Origin of the sequence: Aliamphritea hakodatensis (assembly GCF_024347195.1) — a bacterium.
Lineage (GTDB): Bacteria > Pseudomonadota > Gammaproteobacteria > Pseudomonadales > Balneatricaceae > Amphritea > Amphritea hakodatensis.
Genome location: NZ_AP025281.1, coordinates 1,320,978 through 1,341,461 on the forward strand (window position 1 = coordinate 1,320,978; position 20,484 = coordinate 1,341,461).

The window sequence follows — 20,484 nt, forward strand, 5'->3', positions numbered from 1 at the left end:
ACACTTTTTTTAATGATAAGTGTTGAAAACCGTTTTGCCGGCCCCATCTAGCTAAACATCATCATTTATTAGGTGATACAGAAGATCACTTTGTAAACATGTAAAACATGCTCTGCTTCGGTCTGAAGTTATTATTTTTCAAAGGCTTCAGAGCTAAAAGAGCGGTTTAATAACTATAAACGACTTTTTTTGATCACAAGGATCAGGAGAGATATTCAATGAAAATTCGTCCACTACACGACCGTGTTGTTGTTCGCCGTAAAGAAGAAGAAGCAACTACTGCTTCCGGTATTGTTCTGCCAGGTTCTGCAACTGAAAAGCCTAACCAGGGTGAAGTAGTTGCTGTTGGTAACGGCCGTGTAACTAACTCCGGTGAAGTTCAGGCTTTAACCGTTCAGGTTGGTGATCAGGTTATTTTCGGTCAGTACGCCGGTTCTAACGTTGTTAAAGTTGACGGTGAAGAACTGCTGGTAATGAGCGAAAGCGAAATTTTTGGTGTTCTGGAAGCGTAATTGCTGCCAGCCCCGGTAAGAATTTTTCAATCTATTTGAATTGAATACAGGATTTTCAAAATGGCTAAAGACGTATTATTTGGTAATGACGCGCGTCAGCGCATGCTGGCTGGTGTAAACATTCTGGCAGACGCAGTTAAAACTACACTGGGCCCTAAAGGCCGTAACGTTGTACTGGATAAAGCATTCGGTGCGCCAACTGTCACTAAAGACGGTGTATCTGTTGCTAAAGAAATCGAACTGAGCGACAAGTTCGAAAACATGGGTGCTCAGATGGTTAAGGAAGTTGCTTCCCAGGCCAACGACGTAGCCGGTGACGGTACTACAACTGCAACTGTTCTGGCGCAGGCGATTGTTAACGAAGGCCTGAAGTCTGTTGCTGCCGGCATGAACCCTATGGATCTGAAGCGCGGTATCGATAAAGCAGCTGCTGCGGTTGTTGAACAGCTGCAGGCGATGGCTGTGCCATGTGCAGATACTAAGTCTATCGCTCAGGTAGGTACTATCTCTGCGAACGCTGACTCTCAGGTTGGTGACATCATTGCTGAAGCAATGGAGCGTGTCGGTAAAGAAGGTGTTATCACCGTTGAAGAAGGTACCGGTCTGGAAAACGAACTGGACGTAGTAGAAGGTATGCAGTTCGACCGCGGCTACCTGTCTCCTTACTTCATCAACAACCAGGACAGCATGAGTGTTGATCTGGAAAACCCGTTCATGCTGATCGTTGACAAAAAGATCTCTAACATCCGTGATCTGCTGCCAATCCTGGAACAGGTTGCCAAGTCTTCCCGTCCGCTGCTGATCATTGCTGAAGACGTTGAAGGCGAAGCGCTGGCAACTCTGGTTGTTAACAACATGCGCGGTATCGTTAAGGTTGCTGCTGTTAAGGCGCCTGGTTTCGGTGACCGTCGTAAGGCAATGCTGGAAGACATCGCTATCCTGACCGGTGGTACTGTGATTTCAGAAGAAGTGGGTCTGAACCTGGAAGGTGCTTCTCTGGAGCAGCTGGGCCAGGCGAAGCGTGTTTCTATCACTAAAGAAAACACTACCATCGTTGACGGTGTTGGCCAGGCTGCTGCGATTGAAAGCCGTGTTCAGCAGATCCGTGCGCAGATGGAAGAAACCTCTTCTGACTACGACCGTGAAAAGCTGCAGGAGCGTGTTGCTAAGCTGGCTGGCGGTGTTGCTGTCATCAAGGTTGGTGCTGCGACTGAAGTAGAAATGAAAGAAAAGAAAGCCCGCGTTGAAGATGCTCTGCATGCAACCCGCGCTGCGGTAGAAGAAGGCGTTATCCCTGGTGGTGGTGTTGCCCTGATCCGTGCAATGGACAAGGTTGGTGAACTGAAAGGTGACAACCACGATCAGAGCGTCGGTGTGGAACTGGCTTTCCGTGCACTGGAAGCGCCACTGCGTCAGATCGTTGGAAACGCCGGTGCAGAAGGTTCTGTTATCGTTTCTAACATCCGTGAGAAGGGTGAAGGTAACTTCGGTTACAACGCGGCTTCCGGTGAATACGGCGACATGCTGGAAATGGGTATCCTGGATCCGGCTAAAGTTACCCGTTCTGCACTGCAGGCGGCAGCGTCTGTTGCGGGTCTGATGATCACCACTGAAGCGATGATCGCTGATGCACCTGCTGAAGGCGGCGCACCTGCTATGCCTGACATGGGCGGCATGGGCGGCATGGGTGGCATGGGCGGCATGATGTAATCATCCCCCGGCATCTGCCGGCTGTTAATCAGCCGGTTCGCTGAAGAATCCCCGGCGTCTGTAAGGACCCCGGGGATTTTTTATGGATACCTTAAAAGAAGGCCGTAATATAAGAGGAAAAGATAACCTCTCGAAAGTGCTGGGTAAAAAAGAAATATTTCCCTGCCGTTGGAAAACGAAAGTGCTCTTTATCTGCAGTTTATCCCAGCGGCAAACACGCTACATTGCTATACGCAATGGACATGCCGATAAAGCGGCATACCAAGATCAAAGCGGAAGCTAATCTGTTTGACCCGAGCTTTGAAACTTACTTTGAGTAACGTCTTGAATATAAGTGGAGAAATTCAGAACAGAGCAAACGGAAAACCTACGCGCTTTGGAAACGTCAGTAGAAACGCTGCCCGATGTGCAATCAGTACATCACGTTTGAGACTGGGTAGAACATCCACCATATAAAGCTTCGAAAGATGGGCAGTAGTGACAAGCTGGGTAACTTTGTATTGTAGCATCCCAGCTGTCATTGAATGTTACACAATTAAGTATGGGTTTTAAGTGTTTTTACTAGAAAGGGTTGAAAATTGGGTTGCTTGCCCAATATATAAACTCAAATAAATTAAACTCGGTTTTCAGGGCCCATCCAGCCCTGAATTGTCTCTCGGGAGAGGGGCTAAAGGACTTTGGAAAGATACAGCTTACTTCTGCAACAGCAGCAACGGCCCGCCAGCAACGTTGGCCGGACGGAGTGGGTTGTGTATGGATATTGTCCGATGTTGAGGGGGATACTAGTAATACCCTGATGCGACCGCTCTGGCTTAAGCGGTATATAAATCCAGGTTTCTATTAATCTGGGCGCCCAGATCGATAAATTGAGGCATTGGCCGATGAATTTTGATCTGACTGTTACGGTAGTTTTTGAAGTTGCACCAACGTTAATGGCACTCAGTGTCTTTCTTCAGGTGTGGTGGTCTCGAAATAAGTAACGACCATAGGCGGGGGGATACCCCCGCCGCTTTTAATCGAGTAGGAAGTTGTACTTTTCACCGCCGACTCTTAATTCAAAGAGTTTATAAAGACTTGAAGCCGTATACGGGGAAAACACGCACGTACGGTTCTTGGGAGCGGGGGGGGAGTAATGGCTGCTCCTTACTTAACATCATCGAGCCCCCGTTCTACCGAAGCACACAGTGTTTCAGGAAGCCCGTAAAGCTTAGCTTTACGGGCTTTTTTATGTGGCCCGTTTTATATTCCTACCAGCGTAAATTAGGATTTATTCCTATATCTTCATTCAGCAATCTGTTTATGTTTTGAACAATGCGCAATTGAAGCTGAGTGGAGTGCTGTTGCGTGTTTGAACAGACAGGATGGTGCGTCACAGAGTATTAACCGGCATTCGCGCATCACAATCCATTGTTTCCGGGGGGCTATCCGGAAATGTAAGGCAGGTTCTGATCTGCGCTGGTGTACCTGCCGGGTGTTTATGCCGGAGGTTGCCAGGTGTTTTGTCTGCGTTGTTCGGCATAGGAAGCTGTGGTTTCGCAAGGTCAGTAGAAATGACCGTCAGATTATGCATATACCCAAGGGAGTGAGTATATGAAAGCTAAGCATGGTAACGCTTTTTTAGCAGGCCTGTTATTGATGGCATTGTCTGCACAGGCACACACGTCTGCAAATGTTGTTGGATTCACTGGCTCAGTTAAGGGGAGTGTTGATTCTTACTCAGAGGGTCGGCCAGATAAAGTTGCTGCAAATTTATTAGTTGCAGCAGGAACATTGGGGCAGATTGCTAATAAAGTTCCTATTGCATCAGGCGAAAGTATTGTTGGTGGCAACGGTTATAAAGCTCGGGATGAAACTGGTTTTTGTCACGAAGAGTACTTGCAAGCATTAATCATAAACAGGGCATAAACCATGGCTAAGCAGGTAAAACTTAAGCGTGGTCTATATGCTGACTGTATGAGAATGTCATTTTTTCTTTTCCCTTTGATATTTGTTCTTATTTCGGACATGGGGCGTCGCTATTGGTCACTGAACGATGAAATATTGCCGTTCAGCCAGTTGGAAAAAACATCCGGTTATTTATATGTAACCAAGCGTTCCAGAGGCTCAAGAGGGTTCAGAGGAACCCAGATCGGTGTTCGTTCAGAACATGGAAAAACCTGTTGTTTTCGGGTTGTTACAAGCTGGATCCCTGAGAGCAAAGAAGGCCGAAAGGTAGATGTTTACTGGCAACGCTCAGCTAATCTTCTGGCCCGGTTAAATGACCAGAAATATGTATTACATATGGATGTATATAAAGATGACGGTACTTTGGATTATCCTGGAGTGCGTTATAAATCGTCCTTAGAACGGTATAAAGAAGCGTATTTAGAGGAAGAGTACCCGGCCCTTGGCTGGTACGGCTTTGCTGTGCTGGTGATTGTGATGGGGTATTTTATGCACCGTGCCTTTAAACGAAGGCACGGGCTGATGTAACTGAAATGAATCGAAAGGGAGTTTTGATTTATGTTTACACAGGTTATTAAAGCAGGGAAGCAATCACGTGAATTGCTAAGCGAATCGGTGGATCAGGCGGGTTTTGTCGCGTCAGCAAATGCTGCGGATGAGGCATATGTTGAAGGTGACACGTGTAAGTTAGCAGTGTCTGCGTTGGTACATGTGGTGAAAGCGTTTGCCCATATCAATCGTCAACAGGGCATAAACCATGGCTAAGCAGGTAAAACTGAAGCGTGGTCTATATGCTGACTGTTTGAGAATGTCGTTCTTCTTTTTACCTCTAATTTTTGTGCTCATGATTGATATGAAAATTAGATATTGGGCGCTGAACGATGAAATATTGCCGTTCAGTCAGTTGGAAAAAACATCCGGTTATTTATATGTAACCAAGCGTTCCAGAGGCTCAAGAGGGTTCAGAGGGACCCAGATCGGTGTTCGTTCAGAACAGGGGAAAATCTGTTGTTTTCGGGTTGTTACAAGCTGGATACCGGAGAAAGAAGAAGGTCGAAAGGTAGATGTTTACTGGCAGCGTTCAGCTAATCTTCTGGCCCGGTTGAATGATCAGAAGTATGTATTACATATGGATGTATATAAAGATGACGGTACTTTGGATTATCCCGGGGTACGTTATAAGCAATCTTTAGAACGATACAAAGAAGAATACTTAGAGTACGAATACCCGGCCCTTGGCTGGTATGGCTTTGCTGTGCTGGTGATAGTGGTGGGGTATTTCATACACCGTGCTTTTAAACGAAAGCACGGGCTGATGTAACTGAAATGAATCGAAAGGGAGTTTTGATTTATGTTTACACAGGTTTTTAAAGCAGGGAAGCAATCACGTGAATTGCTAAGCGAATCGGTGGATCAGGCGGGTTTTGTCGCGTCAGCAAATGCTGCGGATGAGGCATATGTTGAAGGTGACACGCGTAAGTTAGCCGCAAATTTACTGGTGGCAGTGTCCTCATTAGCACAGTTGGCTAATGTAATCCCTATAGTTCCGGGAGTGGGGATTACCAGTGGCAGTCTGTATCTGGCCGAAGATGACTTAACTTCTTTACAAAGAATCGCATCGGGAGAAGAGAGCCCGGATTCGGATAAAATTGCTTCGCTGATTGGTAACATCGGCGGTGTGGTCGCCGGGGTGTCTGCCACGGTTATAAGTGCCGCTGCCATTGGCCTGGTGACGGTTACCTCACCGGTTTGGGCCACAGTGGGGCTGGTTGCAGGTGGTGTGGCGGTGGCAACCTTTGCCTATCAGGCCATAACAGATACTCAGGTGCCTGAAGACATCCAGAAAATTTATGATTCCTACCGGCAATTAGTGGGTGTTATACCCGCCTCAGCCTCACAGTCTGCTTTTGAACTCTTTGTGACCGATCTGTTTTCTGATTATGAGCTGGATAACGGTGGTCAGATTACCGGGGGGCTGGCGTTGCTGGTGGATTTTTTTACCCAAATAGATCCTGAGTTTGACCATGAAAGTGTCCATTCCCTGATTCAGCGTGCCGATAATCTGGGAGCTGAAACCGGGATTGAGTCGCTGGTTAATCAGTTGGAAACAGTGGCCTATGGCGAAAGCCGTGGCGGCATTAACGACGAAATAGCCCTGTTCGAAAGAGTAGTTGAGCTGGGTAAAAGCCTGGGTTACTACGGCGGGGATGGCGCACCGGCTACTTATCAGGTTGTTGATTACTCACAAAAAACAGCATCAGAGATGCTGGCGCTGGTTCGTTCAGATAATACTTCTGAGTCTGCCGCCGCCAGATACGCCCTGTTGCATCTGCAGGGTTTTGCACTGGTTGGTGCGCCGTTATATGCCGAATATAGTTTTAATGAGGCTTCTCTGGGGTTGAGCGGTGCTGAAGATCAGTACTGGGAAGACCGTATCAGCCTGTTACACAGCCTGTTAAGCAGGAATACTGAAAATACAGCCTATCCAACATCGATCAGTCATAAGAATATATTTTTCTATAACGGTGAAACCGGGCAGGAGGTTTTTGCCGGTCAGATTCCTTTACCTAATACTGCCGTTGCTTTAAATGAATTTGAACATACCCGCATTCTGTTCGGTAAGCATGACGCCAAAAATACCCTGCACGGAGGCGAGGCGGATGACCGCCTTTACGGCGGCAGAGAGAATGATTATCTGGTAGGTGGTGCCGGAGCCGATTTACTTTATGGCGGTGATGGCAGCGATATTCTGTTTAATTCCGATGAGATGAATACTGCCGATAATGCCGCTGATGTTTTAACCGGCGGCAATGGTCACGATTTCTATTATCTGGGCGCCGGCGATACCGCCACAGACAGCGAGGGTGACGACGCTTACCGGGTGACAACCGGCTCTGTGAATCAGAAAAGAATCATTATTGATGATTACGACGGTAAAGGTGAGTTATTCATTAATGGGGTAAGCATTACGCATGCTGCATGGGTTGGTGACAACCTGTGGGCGTCAGAGTCTTTCAGCCTCACACGGGAAGGTACGTCATTAATCATTAGTGATGCGCAGGGCAACGATGTTGAAGTTCAGATGTTTGAAGAAGGGGATTTGGGCATCAGTTTAGGGGGGGATATTACCGGGACTGCCCCACCACCAGAACCCCAAACTTCAAACACATTACATGGCGATTTCTCTATAAATGTGTTTGACGATAAAAAACAGAACCTTCGCGATGAGTGGGGTAATTATCCAAGAGATTTGAGCCGGCCTTTGCCTGATCTTAAGGATGTATTGCGTGATACAGATGCAAATGATGCCATTTTTACCGGCGGCGGAAATGACCGGGTATACATGAAGCAATCCGGTGACGACATCGTATTTCTGGGGGCAGGGGATGACTCGGTTACCGTTGGTTATTTTCCCGACAGTTTTTTTGCAGACTCAGTGCGGGAAGAAGGCACTGTTCATGCAAAAGGAGAAGGTGGCCGGGATGTTTTACGCGCTAACGGTACACAGGTTGTTTTTGAAGGAGGTGCCGATGGTGATCTGATTCTGGGCAGTGAGAAGAATGATTATGTATACGGGGCGCAAAAGACCGGCTTTTCTGATTTTCTGGCGCAGGGAAGAAAGGCCGGGAATAACCTTCAGGGTGATCTGATTGACAGTGGCGATGGCGAGGATACGGTTTTTGGCAGCCATTCAAAAGATTTGTTGTCCGGTGGTCTGGGGGATGACACTGTTCTTGGCGGCGGGGGCGGTGATCTTATTTTTGGTGATGCGACACTGGAGCCTGAAAAATATGATGCATCGCTTGATAACAAGTATTGGCCAGACTGGGATTTTAACGTTGGGCCGGATGACAAAAATAATCGGTTTACGTTTAAGGAGCTTAGCTACGTTTATGGAACTGAGTATACGCAAGGGGGCGGAAACGATCTGATTTATGCAGGAAGCGGCGATGATTTTGTTTTCGGAAACTCAGGTAACGACGCAATGTATCTGGAAGAGGGGAACGATCTTGCCTCGGGGGATGGCGGTGACGATCTTTTAGACGGTGGTGCCGGTGATGATTCCCTGGTGGGAGGGGAAGGCAATGATGCTGTCTATGGCCGTGAAGGGGACGACACTCTTTACGGTGATTATCTCGATCTGCCCAGTGGAAATGATTATTTAAACGGGGGCAGTGGTGATGACATTCTCAACGGCGGCGATGGCGCGGATACTCTGGAAGGCGGTGCCGGTGATGATCACCTGTATGGTGGCGCGGGGAATGATACCTTCACCGGCGGCGAAGGGCTTGATGCGTTTTATGGCGGGGAAGGGGATGACATCTATCATTTTAATTCCGGGGATGCACTTGTTCAGAATGGTGTGGCAAACACGATTTTGGAATTAACCGGGGAGAATAACAAAATTGTATTCGGCCCGGGTATCCGGTTTGAAGAGTTTTCTTTGCAGACGCTGGGCGACGATCTGATCATTAGATATCAGAAAGAGTATATTTATCTGGAGAACGGTGTACTGGGCACTGTCAGCCAGTTTGAATTCACAGAAACCGGTGAGGTTGTCAGCCTTGCAACGCTGATGGCAACGCAACTGATCAACCGAGTAAATACGCAAGGTACAGATGCTGATGATGTATTGACAGGCGGAAAGCTGAATGATGTTCTCCGCGGAGGTGCCGGTAATGATACCTTTACCGGTGGCGGGGGACGTGACATTTTTGCCGGTGGAGAAGGGCGTGACACTTACCACTTCAGCATTGGAGATGCTGTACTTGTAGACGGTAAGCCTGAATATATTGAGGATTTCCCCGGGGAAGATAACAGACTTGTTTTTGGCCCGGGTATCCGTGCTGAAGATCTGATTCTGCAAACCCAGGGGAGCGATCTGATCGTTCAGTATCAGGAAGAGTATATTTATCTGGAAAACGGTGTACTTGGCAGTATCAGCCAGTTTGAGTTTACGGAAACCGGTGGGCTTTACAGCTATGCACAGCTGATGGGAACGCAGCTGATTAACCCGGTTAAGGCTCAGGGGACAGATGCTGCAGATGTGCTGACAGGCGGAAAGCTGAATGATCTTCTTCAGGGGGGCGCCGGCAACGATACTTTCAGCGGAGGCCGGGGGGCTGATCTGCTGATCGGTGGTGAAGGAGATGATACTTACCGTTTTAATATTGGGGATGCGGTAGCTGAAAATGGTGCGGCAGACAATATTCATGATTTAACCGGGGAAAACAACAAGATCGTATTTGGCCCGGGAATCCGGGTTGATGACCTGAGTTTAGAAACAGACAGTAATACTCTTTTTATTAAATATTTTGGGGAAGGTATTGCACTGACTTACGGTGTGCTTGGCAGCATCAGCCAGTTTGAATTCACAGAAACCGGTGACGTGTACAGCCTTGCAGCACTGCTGAAGGATAAACTGATTACGCCGGTCGACGCTGAGGGGACTGATGGCGATGATGTGCTGTTGGGCGGAAGGTATGACGACACGCTGTCTGGCGGAGAAGGGAATGACCGGATTGATACCGGTAAAGGTAATGACACGGTGTGGGCCGGTGCCGGTGACGACCTGATTATTGCCGGAGAGGGCAATAATCTGCTGTATGGCGGCGGGGGTAATGATACCTACCGTGTTACCCTTGGCGAAAATTCTCATACGCGGATCGTTGATCACGAAGGGTAAAATAGCCTGGAAGTTAAATCGGCTTTTACAGGCGAAGCCGGGTTTAACTTAGCCGGGGATGATCTTGAAATCGTACTGGGTGATGCAACGCTTATTATTGAAAACTGGAAGGCTGCAACGTTTAAAAGCATAACACTGCCTGATGGCAGTGTTATGAGCCAGACCGAGGTAACCGCTGCGCTTAACTTTGCACCCGTGGCGCAGAATATAGCGTCATTGTCTGTCGATGAGGATTCAGTATTTACGCTGCCCGTCGCAGATTATTTCACAGATGAAGATCCCGGATCACTGACCTTTCAGGTAATGCTTGCAGACGGTTCGCCCCTGCCGGCCTGGCTGACCTTTGATGGAGCTACCCAGGTGTTATCGGGCATACCTGAAAACCATGATGTGGGTGATGTATCCCTTAAGGTTATTGCTACAGATAATGGCGGCCTAACGGCTGAAAACCAGTTTAATATACAGATCAAAAACACTAATGATGCCCCCGTGGCCGTAGATGACGTGCTGGTACCGGCGGAGTCTGCGTCACGTAAAAATTATACAGTGCAGCTGAAAAGTGATCCCGGAAAACCAAGGTTCGGAGATTTCTGGATAGAAAAGCAGGGGGATGACACCCTTGTTTTCTGGCAGGGAGAGACAAACGGTTCAAGCATTGAATGGCATTATCAAAAACTGGCGACAGATGTTTCTGTTGCTTCCGAGGTGAAAACCTTTGATTTACCTCATGACAGTTATTTAATCCGTATTTATCAGGAGAACGGCAAAGTAAAAATCCTTACCAGGCAGAAAGGTGCTGAGAGTGAACCCTATGAAGGCCGTTATAGTTTTTATGAACGGACAGTTAATGATGATTTAACTGTGTCTGATAGAAGTTATGTTGCTTACCAGGACAGGAGTATTTATTTCCCCAATGCAGATACTGCGGAAGTGGTCTGGTCTGAGGGAGATCGAAAAGGGGTATTGTGGGAATTTTCCCCTGACCGGAATACTTATGGTTATACCGTTAGTGATACTCAGACTTTAACTCAGAAATCGATATATGCCGGAGGGGGTTATGGTTATATCGACGACTCGGTCATCAGGGTCTCTGATAACGAGGTTGCCCTGCTTATGGGCACTAATCAGTCATTATCGGTGCAGTTGATTAATCAGAATCTTGGTCCGGATTCTTCTGATTCACTCAGCGATTACCGCTATGAGATTGACTATCCGGAATTAGGCCTGGGGTACAATGAGGGGTATGTATTCAGGCTGTCAGATGACAGACTGATGATTATCATCGATTTTGGTGAAGGCCTCTTTAATGAGGGGCGGGAATTTCTTTCCCAGCTGTATTCTTACGGAAGTAAAACCCAGTTTACAAATCGTCAGTGGTCCGGATCTCAGTTGTATTATACCGTCGTTAATACTGCGGACGGCATTTATTCAGATCTGAAACGGATGTCAGAATTTTCTGATACACAGAATATTATTGATGTGGACTATGTAGATAACCCGGGCTCTGGTAATGCTGTGTTTATTACCTTCAGTGAACAGAATGACCAGGGTTTATATGAAATAAAAGGGCGTTTTATTTCTGCTATCGGTGAGCAAATAGGTGACGATTTACTGTTATCGGCGCAGCCCGTGAACAGTTATGGGGTGTTTATTGATGATTATTATGATGCGATGCATCCTTGGAGCGGTGATCCGTATCCTGATGCCGGTGAGTATGCTTACAATACTATTGTGAGAGGTGATGAGGTGCTCTCGGTATGGAGTTCTCCCGGGGTGTTGCATGTGTCTTCAGTGTCTTATGCGGCAAAGTCTTCCGACCGTTTTGAATACAACCCGCTGGTGAATGACTATGACCCAGACTCAGTGAATGTGCCGGATACCCTTGAATTAGTTTCGGCGCGGATATTAGAGGGTTATGGTCAGGTCAGCGTTGCAAACGGTAAGGTGCATTATGATGCCAGCGGGGCCTATGATTATCTGCCGGATTCTGAATCGGAACAGGTGTTAATTGAATATACGGTTCGGGACAGTTCTGGCGCTGAATCGGTTGCCACCATTACAGCAGATATGAATGGCCAGTTAGATAAAGCTTCGTTTGATAATTATGTTGTTTTTAACCCGTCGAATAAAACAGATAGGGTGTTATCACTGTCTGACAGGAATGATTACATCAGTATCGACCCTTCCACATTTACGGATACAAGCCAACGGCAAAGCTATACGGTGAATACCGGTGGCGGTAATAATCATATTGCTTTCAGATCGCCCCGCCGTTATATCACGCTTCGCCGCAGAATTTACCGTGATTTCAGGGTATACAGCGGAAAAGGTTCTGATTCATATTCATTCAGCGATATCTTAAAAAATAAATATTATATTTCTGATTTGGGAGGCTATAACAGGCTGATTTTTAATACTCCGTACCGGTTTGGCATTCGCCCTGCGTTAAATCCGTCGCTTAGTTACGGGTCATTAAAAATTACCTTTGCGGGTATGGAAGGCGAAATCCATCTGGTCAATTTTGACCGGGATGATGTGCTCGGTGGCCACCGCGATATTCACTATTTCGAATTCAATGGCGTGGGCTATACCTATGAAGAGCTGGTGGCTTTAGGATTTGACCTGAAAGGGGATGCCGGTGATAACACCATAAAAGGCACTTCCGTGGTTGACCGGATTACCGGTGGGGCAGGTAACGATCACCTAGCCGGTGGTCAGGGCAACGATACTTATTACTTTGCTTCAGGAGACGGTGCCGATACCCTTTCGGACAGTGAAGGCGTAAACACCATTGAAATTACCTCTGAAATTGCTACTGATGCGTTGTTATTTGAAACTGAAGGAGATGATTTAATCATTAAGCTTTCGGCAACGGATTCTATTCGTGTGACGGACTGGATGACTTTGCGGGCAGATGCTGTTGCCCGGATCGTGACGAATAACGGCGAAATAACCGCACAGGATATTCAGGCACAGCTTAACGCTGTGACACAGTTGCCAACAGGCCCTGGCAGAGTGACCGACAGTGACAGCGCCGATAACGCCGTGGATGAAAACAGCCCGGTGGGCACTAAGGTAGGTGTGACTGCCCGTGCAATAAATGCGGATACTTACAGTCTTGTGGATGATGCCGGCGGCCGGTTTGCCATCGCCCCCCGGACCGGTGAAGTCACGGTGGCAGGCAGCCTGAACCATGAAGCAGCCGACAGCCATACCATCCGGGTACGGGCCAGCGGTGCCGGTGGCAGCGCGGAAGAGGATTTCACCATTGCAGTGCGGGATGTGAATGAACCGCCGGTGATTATCTTTGATGTAGCGCCGGGTCCGCTAACCGACAGTGACAGCGCCGATAACGCTGTGGATGAAAACAGCCCGGTGGGCACTAAAACAGGTGTGACTGCCCGTGCAATAAATGCAGATACTTACAGTCTGGTGGATGATGCCGGTGGTCGGTTTGCCATTGATGCCCGGACCGGTGAAGTCACGGTGGCAGGCAGCCTGAACCATGAAGCAGCCGACAGCCATACCATCCGGGTACGGGCCAGCGGTGCCGGTGGCAGCGCGGAAGAGGATTTCACCATTGCAGTGCGGGATGTGAATGAACCGCCGGTGATTATCTTTGATGTAGCGTCGGGCCCGCTAACCGACAGTGACAGCGCCGATAACGCTGTGGATGAAAATAGCCCGGTGGGCACTAAGGTGGGTGTGACTGCCCGTGCATTAAATGCGGATACTTACAGTCTGGTGGATGATGCCGGTGGCCGGTTTGCCATCGACCCCCGGACCGGTGAAATCACGGTGGCAGGTTGCCTGAATTATGAAGCGGCCGACAGCCATACCATCCGGGTGCGGGCCAGCAGTCCCGGTGGCAGCGCGGAAGAGAATTTCACCATCGCCGTGCAGGATGTGAATGAACCGCCGGTGATTATCTTTGACCTTGCACCGGGCCCGCTAACCGACAGTGACAGCGCCGATAACGCCGTGGATGAAAACAGCCCGGTGGGCACTAAGACAGGTGTGACTGCCCGTGCAATAAATGCGGATACTTACAGTCTGGTGGATGATGCCGGTGGCCGGTTTAGCATCGATGCCCGGACTGGCGAAGTCACGGTGGCAGGCAACCTGAATTATGAAGCGGCTGACAGCCATACCATCCGGGTGCGGGCCAGCAGTCCCGGTGGCAGCGCGGAAGAGGATTTCACCATCGCCGTGCGGGATGTGAATGAACCACCGCAGATTATCTTTTTTGATGAGGGTGGTAACCGCGGTGCGAATGATGCTGACAAAGGATTGGAAATGAGCACAGATACCGGCAGTGACGAAGGTTATTATTTCGCCAGAGGCGATGGGCAGGATGTAATTGCTCAGGCTGATGCCGCAGGCCACGATACGCTGATTTTTGACCGTGATATAACGGCAGATGAACTGTGGTTTAGCCGCCACGGTGAAGACTTGCGAATCAGTGTTGTCGGTACTGATGATCAGGTAACGGTGGATGACTGGTATACCGGCTCTGATGCTCAGCTGGATCAGATCGAAACCGATGCTGCAGTGTTACGTCACAGCCAGGTAAATCAACTGGTGAATGCAATGGCTGCTTTCGCTGCGCCGGAAGGAGACGGGGGTGTGATTCCCCAGCCCGTAAGAGATACTTTACAGCCGGTGTTGGCTGCCAGTTGGAAAAGTCACTGACAGAGTTCCCCGTTTTAAGTGTTCAGTGCGTTAAAGCGGGGGCTTGCAGAGAAAGGAATCGATGCAGCAGGTAAGGCTTACATGGCTAATATACTGATTGTCTGGGAGTTTGGTGACGGGCTTGGTCATATCAGGCATCTTGCGCCGTTTATTCATGTACTCATTGAGCAGCATAACGTAACACTGGTGACCAAAGACATGGGGTAGTTGCCGATGTTCGGTTTTTCCGGGAAGTTAAGGGTGCTTCAGTGCCCTTATATACTGGATCAGAATAGCAGGCCTGAAGTTACTGCTTGTTTGGGGAGTATTTTGCTGGGCAGAGGTTATGCTGCGCCACAGACATTACAAGCCCTTTTACAGTCATGGCACAGCATGTTTGATTTAGTTAAACCTGATCTTGTTATGTTTGATTATGCCCCGACACCACTGATTGCATCAAAAGGTTATTCATTTAAAAAAGTGCTGGTTGGTTCGGGGTTTGCTGAACTGAAACCTGATTTGCCTTGCAGAGTTTTACTGCCCTGGTCTGTTCATGCAAAGCGTGATGCTGCTCAGCATGAAAGCCATGTGGTAGATGTGATTAACAGTATTTTGTTACCGGATACCAAACCGGTTAAATATATCAGTGATCTTTTTAATGCCGATCTGACGTTGCTGACGACACTTCCGGAGCTGGATCATTATCAGAGAGATCCGGATAAAACGTTATACATAAAGCCTGACCCCCACAACCAAAACTTTCAGCGCGTGGCCTGGAAAGATAAGGGTAAACCTAAGGTATTTGTGTATTTAAAAGCACAGGTTCAGGCGACCAAATCAGTTATTTACGCTTTGCAGAATTTGAATTACGACGTTATATGTTGTTGTCCGGATATGACAGATAAGGTCAGGAACAGGATAAGTACAGAAAACCTGAGAGTCTTTAGCCAGCCTGTTTATGCAGGGGAGTTGATTGAAACTGCAGATTTGGTCATTAATCATGCGAGTAAAGAGCTTGTTTATGAAACGTTGCTGGCCGGTGCCCCGCAACTGGTATGTCCGTCTCAGCTTGAGCAGACAGAAACTTCACGGATGATTGAGCAATTGGGAGTAGGAGTAACGTTGCCAAGAGCTGCTTCGGTTGAGCAAACCATGTACCTGATCATGTCTGTGATCGGGAATGCGTCATTCAGACAAGCCAGTCAGTTAATCGCTGGCCGTTATAAAAACAGTACCCGGTTGTTCTCATATAGTCAGGTGATCCGTTCTGTAGAGAGGTTGGTTCATCAGGCTGGTTGACAGAGCTGAAATCATCCCCCTGGCATCTGCCGGCTGTTAATCAGCCGGTTCGCTGAAGAATCCCCGGCGTCTGTAAAGACCCCGGGGATTTTTATTGCCTGTCAGAAACTATGGCTGCGAGTTTAGTGGGCTGATTTTTATTTATCAGTAGGTATATTAAACCGGGTTGCAAATGAGAGGTATTCGCAAATATAATATATGTTATATCATAACATTATTGGAGAGTGTGATGAAAAAGGGTATTCACCCCGAGTACGACTATGTCATTTTTCGCGATACCAGCTGCAGCCGTGACTTCCGTATCCGTTCGACGTGCAAGAGTAATCAGACGGTGGTGTGGGAAGACGGTAAAACCTATCCGCTGATTAATCTGGATGTTTCCAGCGCTTCACATCCGGTGTATACCGGGGAAAAACGTAAAGTGCAGTCTGAGGGCCGTATTGCTCAGTTCAATAAGCGTTTTGGTAAGCGTGCCGGTAAGGCCTGAAAGGAGGATATATGCAGGTTCTGAATTCGCTGAAGTCAGCAAAAAAGCGTCATCCGGATTGTCAGGTGGTTAAACGCCGGGGGCGTTTGTACGTGATCTGTAAATCAAATCCACGCTTTAAAGCCCGGCAGGGGGCAGCCAAACAAGGCTGATCAGCAGGGTTTTACTGTGATTATGCTTTGCCGGCAGGCAGAGCATTCTTATATCAGACAGACCGGGTCTCAATTGTTAACGGCAACTTTATTGCTGCTGTTCGCGGACCACTTTCATAAATATTTCCACCCACTGTTTGTCAAAATCAACGCCGGCTTTGTTGCTGATTTCGAGCAAAGCCCGCATCAGTGGGCGTTTGTGCAGGGAGGTGCTGGTGTGGCCGTGGGTGATGGCTTCAAAGGTATGGACAATGGCGATAATTTTGGCGCCGGTACAGATCTGGTTACCGCTCAGACCTTTGGGGTAGCCGCTGCCACTTAACAGCTCCTGATGTTGCATCAGCATGGTGCCGGCGTTCTGAGAATCAAACATTGAGCGCATCAGGTGTGCCGACACCTGAACATGCTGGCGCATCAGTTTTGTCTGATGGTCATCCAGTGAGCTTTGCTTGGTCAGTAAAGACGTTGGCAGAAATGCCATGGCAATGTCGTGGGTGAAAAGCGAGGCCGCCAGCGCATTGGCATCTACCGGGCTGCCGCCGGCTTCATTGACGGCCAGGGCAAGTTTAACCACCCGGTCGGTGCGGCCCTGCCAGTAGCCCACACGCTGTTCGCAGGCTTGTGCCATATTGTAGAGAAAACTGAGATCAGCACTGGGTTCAGTAAAGGTATCCAGCCAGTGTTTTTCTTCAAGGGGAACCTGACGGGTGTTCGGGTCTACCAGTGCGATAATGTTCACCAGCAAGGGAGCGACCATTTCAGGTGGCGCCATGGAAAGCCTTTGCAGGCCAGCTTTGACGGCCTCATAGAGGGCATCGTCGTATTCGACTTGCTGAGCGCTGTGGTACTGTTCCATGAAATCACGGGCTTTATCCATCAGCAGTAATACCAGATCACCGGCACGGTCAGAGAACGGAATCTGTCCTTCCCGGACCAGATCCAGAACATTTTCCAGTTCCTGAAGAATGATGACCATTGGCGCAAAGCTGAGCATGCTCGAGTTCGCTTTTACGGTATGCACTGTGCGGAAGAGGTCATCGAGCAGTGCAGCGTCTTCCGGAGAGTGTTCCAGATCAACGATGCTGGATTCACATAGCCGGTACTGCTCGAGAAATTCGTCATAGGCCTCAGCGAAGAGTTCATTATCCAGAGAGCCTCCGAGGGAGAACGTGGCCATCGTGTGATCCTTTTCCAGCGACAGATAAATCTAAGAAATATCCACAAAGTATGCAGTGTTTTGAAACTATACATGATGCATAACGTATGGGAACCGTTTTATCTGTCACAATGATGACTTTCGCGTGGTGCATTAAGTTTATGATTATAAAACCTAAAACGGACTGCAAAGGCAGTCCGTCGGGGGGCCGGTTCAGGTAGCAGAACCGCTGAATGTATCCGGGCTATTTGCTCCCGATGGCATTCCCTGCACCTTCCGGTACAGGCAAGTCGGCGTGGCTGTTAAATACAGCGGCAAGCTTAGCCTGTACAGTCTCTGTTGCCGGGCAGGTTTTTCCGGCATTGATGTCCACGTGCAGCAGCATGTGTTCGCCGGTGGCGATCAGTGCGCCGGTCTCCCGGTTATACATAAAGTGGAACAGGTGCATTTTTTTCGCGCTCTGGGCGATCAGTTGGGTACGGACTTCAACGCCCTGCCCCAGCTTTATATCGTCCAGGTGGCGAATATGCGTCTCTACGGTGTAGTAACTCTGGCCGGCCTGGATGTAGTCATCATCTACGCCGACAAACGCCATGAAGTTGTCAGTGGCATCACTGAATACCCGCAGATAGTTTGCTTCATTCATGTGGCCGTTGTAGTCGATCCATGCGGGCAGTACTTTACCGCTGAACATTGGCAGGGGCTCGGCGCTGATTTCAGGTGCAGCCTGTTCCGGGGTCATTGCCTTCAGCCGCTGATCGTGCTCGCGCAGCATGGCACCCACACCCCAGTCGGCATTTTTCTGAACCCGCATGATACCCACCAGGTTGTCGTCCCGGATCTGTTCCAGCTGGCGCAGGTCGTACATACCGGACTGCGCATCTGACTGATCAGCGATCTTCTGAATCAGTTCATCGGTCAGTTCCGGTACGTCCATAAGCTTGGTCCATGGCCAGGCCAGTGCCGGGCCAAACTGGCCAATGAAGTGCGCCATGCCTGCTTCACCACCGGCGATCCGGTAAGTTTCGAACAGGCCCATTTGCGCCCAGCGCAGGCCGAAGCCAAAGCGGATAGCGTCATCAATTTCTTCAGTGGTGGCGACATCATCGTTGATCAGCCAGAGGCCTTCCCGCCATACAGCTTCCAGTAGCCGGTCGGCGATGTGGGCATCAATTTCTTTGCGAACAACCAGCGGTTTCATGCCGATGCCGTCCAGAATATCTTTAGCAGCTGCAACCTGTTCCAGCGAACACTTCTCGCTTGGGACCACCTCAACCAGCGGCACCAGATAGACCGGGTTAAACGGGTGAGCGACCATGATCTGGCCGGGATTTGCCGCGCTTTCCTGCAGTTCCGACGGTTTAAACCCGGACGTGGAGGAGCCGATAATGGCATCAGTACGGCAGGCAGCCTGAATGGAGGCCATCACCTTGTGTTTCAGGTCAAGGCGTTCCGGCACGCTTTCCTGAATCCATTGTGCTTCACTGACAGCTTCTTCCAGTGTGGTGCAGAGCGTCAGAGTGCCTTCTTCAGGCATTGCAACATCTGCCAGTGCTGGCAGTGCGCGACGGGCGTTACTGATGACTTCGTTAACTTTGCGTTCGGCATCCGGCGCCGGATCAAACAGGCGGACATCCCAGCCGTGTAAAAGAAAACGGGCGACCCAGCCGCCACCGATAACACCACCGCCTATACAGGCTGCAATTTTATTCATATCTGTCTCTTTCTATCTCGGGCCCAGTGGGGCGGTCAGACAAATCAGCAGCCCGGTGGCTGCTGATGTTCAGGCGGTTTTACAGTGCCAGCGGGGCGCGCTTGGTCAGCTGCATTTTTTCCCGTACTTCCGCCGGCGTCATCAGGGTAGCCCCCATGTTGGTGACGATCGTCGCGGCTTTTTCTACCAGTTGGGCGTTGGTTGCCAACTGGCCTTTACCCAGCCACAGGTTGTCTTCCAGACCGACGCGGATATTACCGCCGGCCAGCATGGCGGCAGCAGCAAACGGCATCTGGTTACGGCCAATAGAGAAAGCAGAGAAGGTCCAGCTTTCCGGAATATTGTTTACCATGGCCATGAAGGTGTTCAGATCATCCGGGGCACCCCATGGGATGCCCATGCACAGCTGGATCATGACCGGATCTTCGATGATGCCTTCGGATACCAGTTGTTTGGCCAGCCACAGGTGACCGGTATCGAATGCTTCGATTTCCGGACGCACGCCCAGATCTGTCATCATTTTACCCATTGCCCGCAGCATGCCCGGGGTGTTGGTCATCACGTAATCGGCTTCGGCAAAGTTCATGGTGCCGCAGTCCAGGGTGCAGATTTCCGGCAGGCACTGGCGTACGTGTTCCATACGCTCGGTTGCGCCAACCATATCCGTCGCTGCTTCGTTCAGTGGGAACGGCGCTTCGGTGTTACCGAATACGATGTCGCCGCCCATACCGGCAGTCAGGTTCAGAACAACATCCACTTCCGCATCACGGACCCGTTCGGTCAGTTCGCGGTACAGTTCAACCCGGCGGCTTGGCTTGCCGGTGTCAGGCTCACGCACGTGGCAGTGAACGACAGCGGCACCCGCCTTAGCGGCATCGATACAGTCGTTGGCGATTTGCTCCGGGCTGCGCGGTACATGAGGGGAACGGTCCTGGGTTCCGCCGGAACCGGTTACGGCACAGGTAATGAAAGGTTTGGTATTCGGCTGTAAAGGCATAGCGGGCTCCGCGTATATCAGTCTTAACTGGATTATTGTTGTTTGCTGGAGCACAGGGATTGTTCCCGTTGTTGTGCACCGGAATATGCCAATAATTGCACGGGGTATGCCTGTTTAGTTTGCACTTAGCGAATATGATTTGATATTTTGCGCAAA

16 protein-coding genes are annotated in these 20,484 nt (G+C 49.4%); 13 read left to right on the plus strand and 3 right to left on the minus strand.

Annotated features, from left to right (window positions below; translation table 11 throughout):
• Positions 1-218: 218 nt before the first annotated feature.
• The 13 genes from PCI15_RS06040 to ykgO all read left to right on the plus strand — a co-directional run bounded on the left by PCI15_RS06040 (position 219) and on the right by ykgO (position 16,461).
• The gene (locus PCI15_RS06040; protein WP_271273446.1) at positions 219-512 is read left to right on the plus strand and encodes a co-chaperone GroES; all 294 of its coding nucleotides are present in this window, start codon (positions 219-221) and stop codon (positions 510-512) included.
• A gap of 60 nt (positions 513-572) precedes the next feature.
• Positions 573-2,222 (plus strand): chaperonin GroEL, encoded by a 1,650-nt coding sequence (gene groL, locus PCI15_RS06045; protein WP_271273447.1) that lies wholly within the window; start codon positions 573-575, stop codon positions 2,220-2,222.
• Positions 2,223-2,304: 82 nt separating this feature from the next.
• A complete protein-coding gene (locus PCI15_RS06050) occupies positions 2,305-2,505 on the plus strand; it encodes a hypothetical protein (protein WP_271273448.1) in 201 nt (66 codons plus the stop codon).
• Between the two features lie 1,307 nt (positions 2,506-3,812).
• Positions 3,813-4,127, plus strand: coding sequence for a hypothetical protein (locus PCI15_RS06055; protein WP_271273449.1), 315 nt, complete (start codon positions 3,813-3,815; stop codon positions 4,125-4,127).
• Positions 4,128-4,130: 3 nt separating this feature from the next.
• Positions 4,131-4,694 (plus strand): hypothetical protein, encoded by a 564-nt coding sequence (locus PCI15_RS06060; protein WP_271273450.1) that lies wholly within the window; start codon positions 4,131-4,133, stop codon positions 4,692-4,694.
• A 30-nt stretch (positions 4,695-4,724) separates the two neighbouring features.
• Positions 4,725-4,931, plus strand: a complete 207-nt coding sequence (locus PCI15_RS06065) for a hypothetical protein (RefSeq protein WP_271273451.1) — start codon at positions 4,725-4,727, stop codon at positions 4,929-4,931.
• Positions 4,924-5,487 (plus strand): hypothetical protein, encoded by a 564-nt coding sequence (locus tag PCI15_RS06070; RefSeq protein WP_271273452.1) that lies wholly within the window; start codon positions 4,924-4,926, stop codon positions 5,485-5,487. The genes PCI15_RS06065 and PCI15_RS06070 overlap by 8 nt, the downstream gene beginning before the upstream one ends.
• 30 nt (positions 5,488-5,517) lie before the next feature.
• Positions 5,518-9,852, plus strand: coding sequence for a hypothetical protein (locus tag PCI15_RS06075; RefSeq protein WP_271273453.1), 4,335 nt, complete (start codon positions 5,518-5,520; stop codon positions 9,850-9,852).
• A gap of 153 nt (positions 9,853-10,005) precedes the next feature.
• The gene (locus tag PCI15_RS06080) at positions 10,006-14,544 is read left to right on the plus strand and encodes a cadherin domain-containing protein (protein ID WP_271273454.1); all 4,539 of its coding nucleotides are present in this window, start codon (positions 10,006-10,008) and stop codon (positions 14,542-14,544) included.
• Between the two features lie 81 nt (positions 14,545-14,625).
• Positions 14,626-14,751: a hypothetical protein gene (locus PCI15_RS06085; protein WP_271273455.1), complete on the plus strand. Its 126-nt coding sequence runs from the start codon at positions 14,626-14,628 to the stop codon at positions 14,749-14,751.
• A 6-nt stretch (positions 14,752-14,757) separates the two neighbouring features.
• A complete protein-coding gene (locus PCI15_RS06090; RefSeq protein ID WP_271273456.1) occupies positions 14,758-15,822 on the plus strand; it encodes a glycosyltransferase in 1,065 nt (354 codons plus the stop codon).
• A gap of 229 nt (positions 15,823-16,051) precedes the next feature.
• The gene (locus PCI15_RS06095; RefSeq protein ID WP_205659689.1) at positions 16,052-16,309 is read left to right on the plus strand and encodes a type B 50S ribosomal protein L31; all 258 of its coding nucleotides are present in this window, start codon (positions 16,052-16,054) and stop codon (positions 16,307-16,309) included.
• 11 nt (positions 16,310-16,320) lie between these two features.
• Positions 16,321-16,461 (plus strand): type B 50S ribosomal protein L36, encoded by a 141-nt coding sequence (gene ykgO, locus PCI15_RS06100; protein ID WP_271273457.1) that lies wholly within the window; start codon positions 16,321-16,323, stop codon positions 16,459-16,461.
• 88 nt (positions 16,462-16,549) lie between these two features.
• Here the strand turns inward: ykgO and PCI15_RS06105 are convergent, their stop codons facing one another.
• The 3 genes from PCI15_RS06105 to bcoG form a co-directional block, all read right to left on the minus strand.
• Positions 16,550-17,638, minus strand: a complete 1,089-nt coding sequence (locus tag PCI15_RS06105; protein WP_271273458.1) for an HD domain-containing phosphohydrolase — start codon at positions 17,636-17,638, stop codon at positions 16,550-16,552.
• Between the two features lie 223 nt (positions 17,639-17,861).
• Positions 17,862-19,331, minus strand: coding sequence for a carnitine 3-dehydrogenase (locus tag PCI15_RS06110; RefSeq protein WP_271273459.1), 1,470 nt, complete (start codon positions 19,329-19,331; stop codon positions 17,862-17,864).
• Positions 19,332-19,410: 79 nt separating this feature from the next.
• Positions 19,411-20,328, minus strand: a complete 918-nt coding sequence (gene bcoG, locus PCI15_RS06115) for a 3-dehydrocarnitine:acetyl-CoA trimethylamine transferase BcoG (RefSeq protein ID WP_271273460.1) — start codon at positions 20,326-20,328, stop codon at positions 19,411-19,413.
• Positions 20,329-20,484: the final 156 nt, after the last annotated feature.

What these genes read in the sequence shown, in the direction of transcription:
- PCI15_RS06040 (WP_271273446.1), top strand. Translation starts at nt 219, where the DNA reads ATGAAAATTCGTCCACTACACGACCGTGTTGTTGTTCGCCGTAAAGAA.
- PCI15_RS06095 (WP_205659689.1), top strand. Translation starts at nt 16,052, where the DNA reads ATGAAAAAGGGTATTCACCCCGAGTACGACTATGTCATTTTTCGCGAT.
- PCI15_RS06080 (WP_271273454.1), top strand. Translation starts at nt 10,006, where the DNA reads ATGAGCCAGACCGAGGTAACCGCTGCGCTTAACTTTGCACCCGTGGCG.
- PCI15_RS06065 (WP_271273451.1), top strand. Translation starts at nt 4,725, where the DNA reads ATGTTTACACAGGTTATTAAAGCAGGGAAGCAATCACGTGAATTGCTA.
- PCI15_RS06060 (WP_271273450.1), top strand. Translation starts at nt 4,131, where the DNA reads ATGGCTAAGCAGGTAAAACTTAAGCGTGGTCTATATGCTGACTGTATG.
- groL (WP_271273447.1), top strand. Translation starts at nt 573, where the DNA reads ATGGCTAAAGACGTATTATTTGGTAATGACGCGCGTCAGCGCATGCTG.
- PCI15_RS06110 (WP_271273459.1), bottom strand. Translation starts at nt 19,331, where the DNA reads ATGAATAAAATTGCAGCCTGTATAGGCGGTGGTGTTATCGGTGGCGGC.
- PCI15_RS06050 (WP_271273448.1), top strand. Translation starts at nt 2,305, where the DNA reads ATGGATACCTTAAAAGAAGGCCGTAATATAAGAGGAAAAGATAACCTC.
- bcoG (WP_271273460.1), bottom strand. Translation starts at nt 20,328, where the DNA reads ATGCCTTTACAGCCGAATACCAAACCTTTCATTACCTGTGCCGTAACC.
- PCI15_RS06090 (WP_271273456.1), top strand. Translation starts at nt 14,758, where the DNA reads ATGTTCGGTTTTTCCGGGAAGTTAAGGGTGCTTCAGTGCCCTTATATA.
- PCI15_RS06105 (WP_271273458.1), bottom strand. Translation starts at nt 17,638, where the DNA reads ATGGCCACGTTCTCCCTCGGAGGCTCTCTGGATAATGAACTCTTCGCT.
- PCI15_RS06075 (WP_271273453.1), top strand. Translation starts at nt 5,518, where the DNA reads ATGTTTACACAGGTTTTTAAAGCAGGGAAGCAATCACGTGAATTGCTA.
- ykgO (WP_271273457.1), top strand. Translation starts at nt 16,321, where the DNA reads ATGCAGGTTCTGAATTCGCTGAAGTCAGCAAAAAAGCGTCATCCGGAT.
- PCI15_RS06055 (WP_271273449.1), top strand. Translation starts at nt 3,813, where the DNA reads ATGAAAGCTAAGCATGGTAACGCTTTTTTAGCAGGCCTGTTATTGATG.
- PCI15_RS06070 (WP_271273452.1), top strand. Translation starts at nt 4,924, where the DNA reads ATGGCTAAGCAGGTAAAACTGAAGCGTGGTCTATATGCTGACTGTTTG.
- PCI15_RS06085 (WP_271273455.1), top strand. Translation starts at nt 14,626, where the DNA reads ATGGCTAATATACTGATTGTCTGGGAGTTTGGTGACGGGCTTGGTCAT.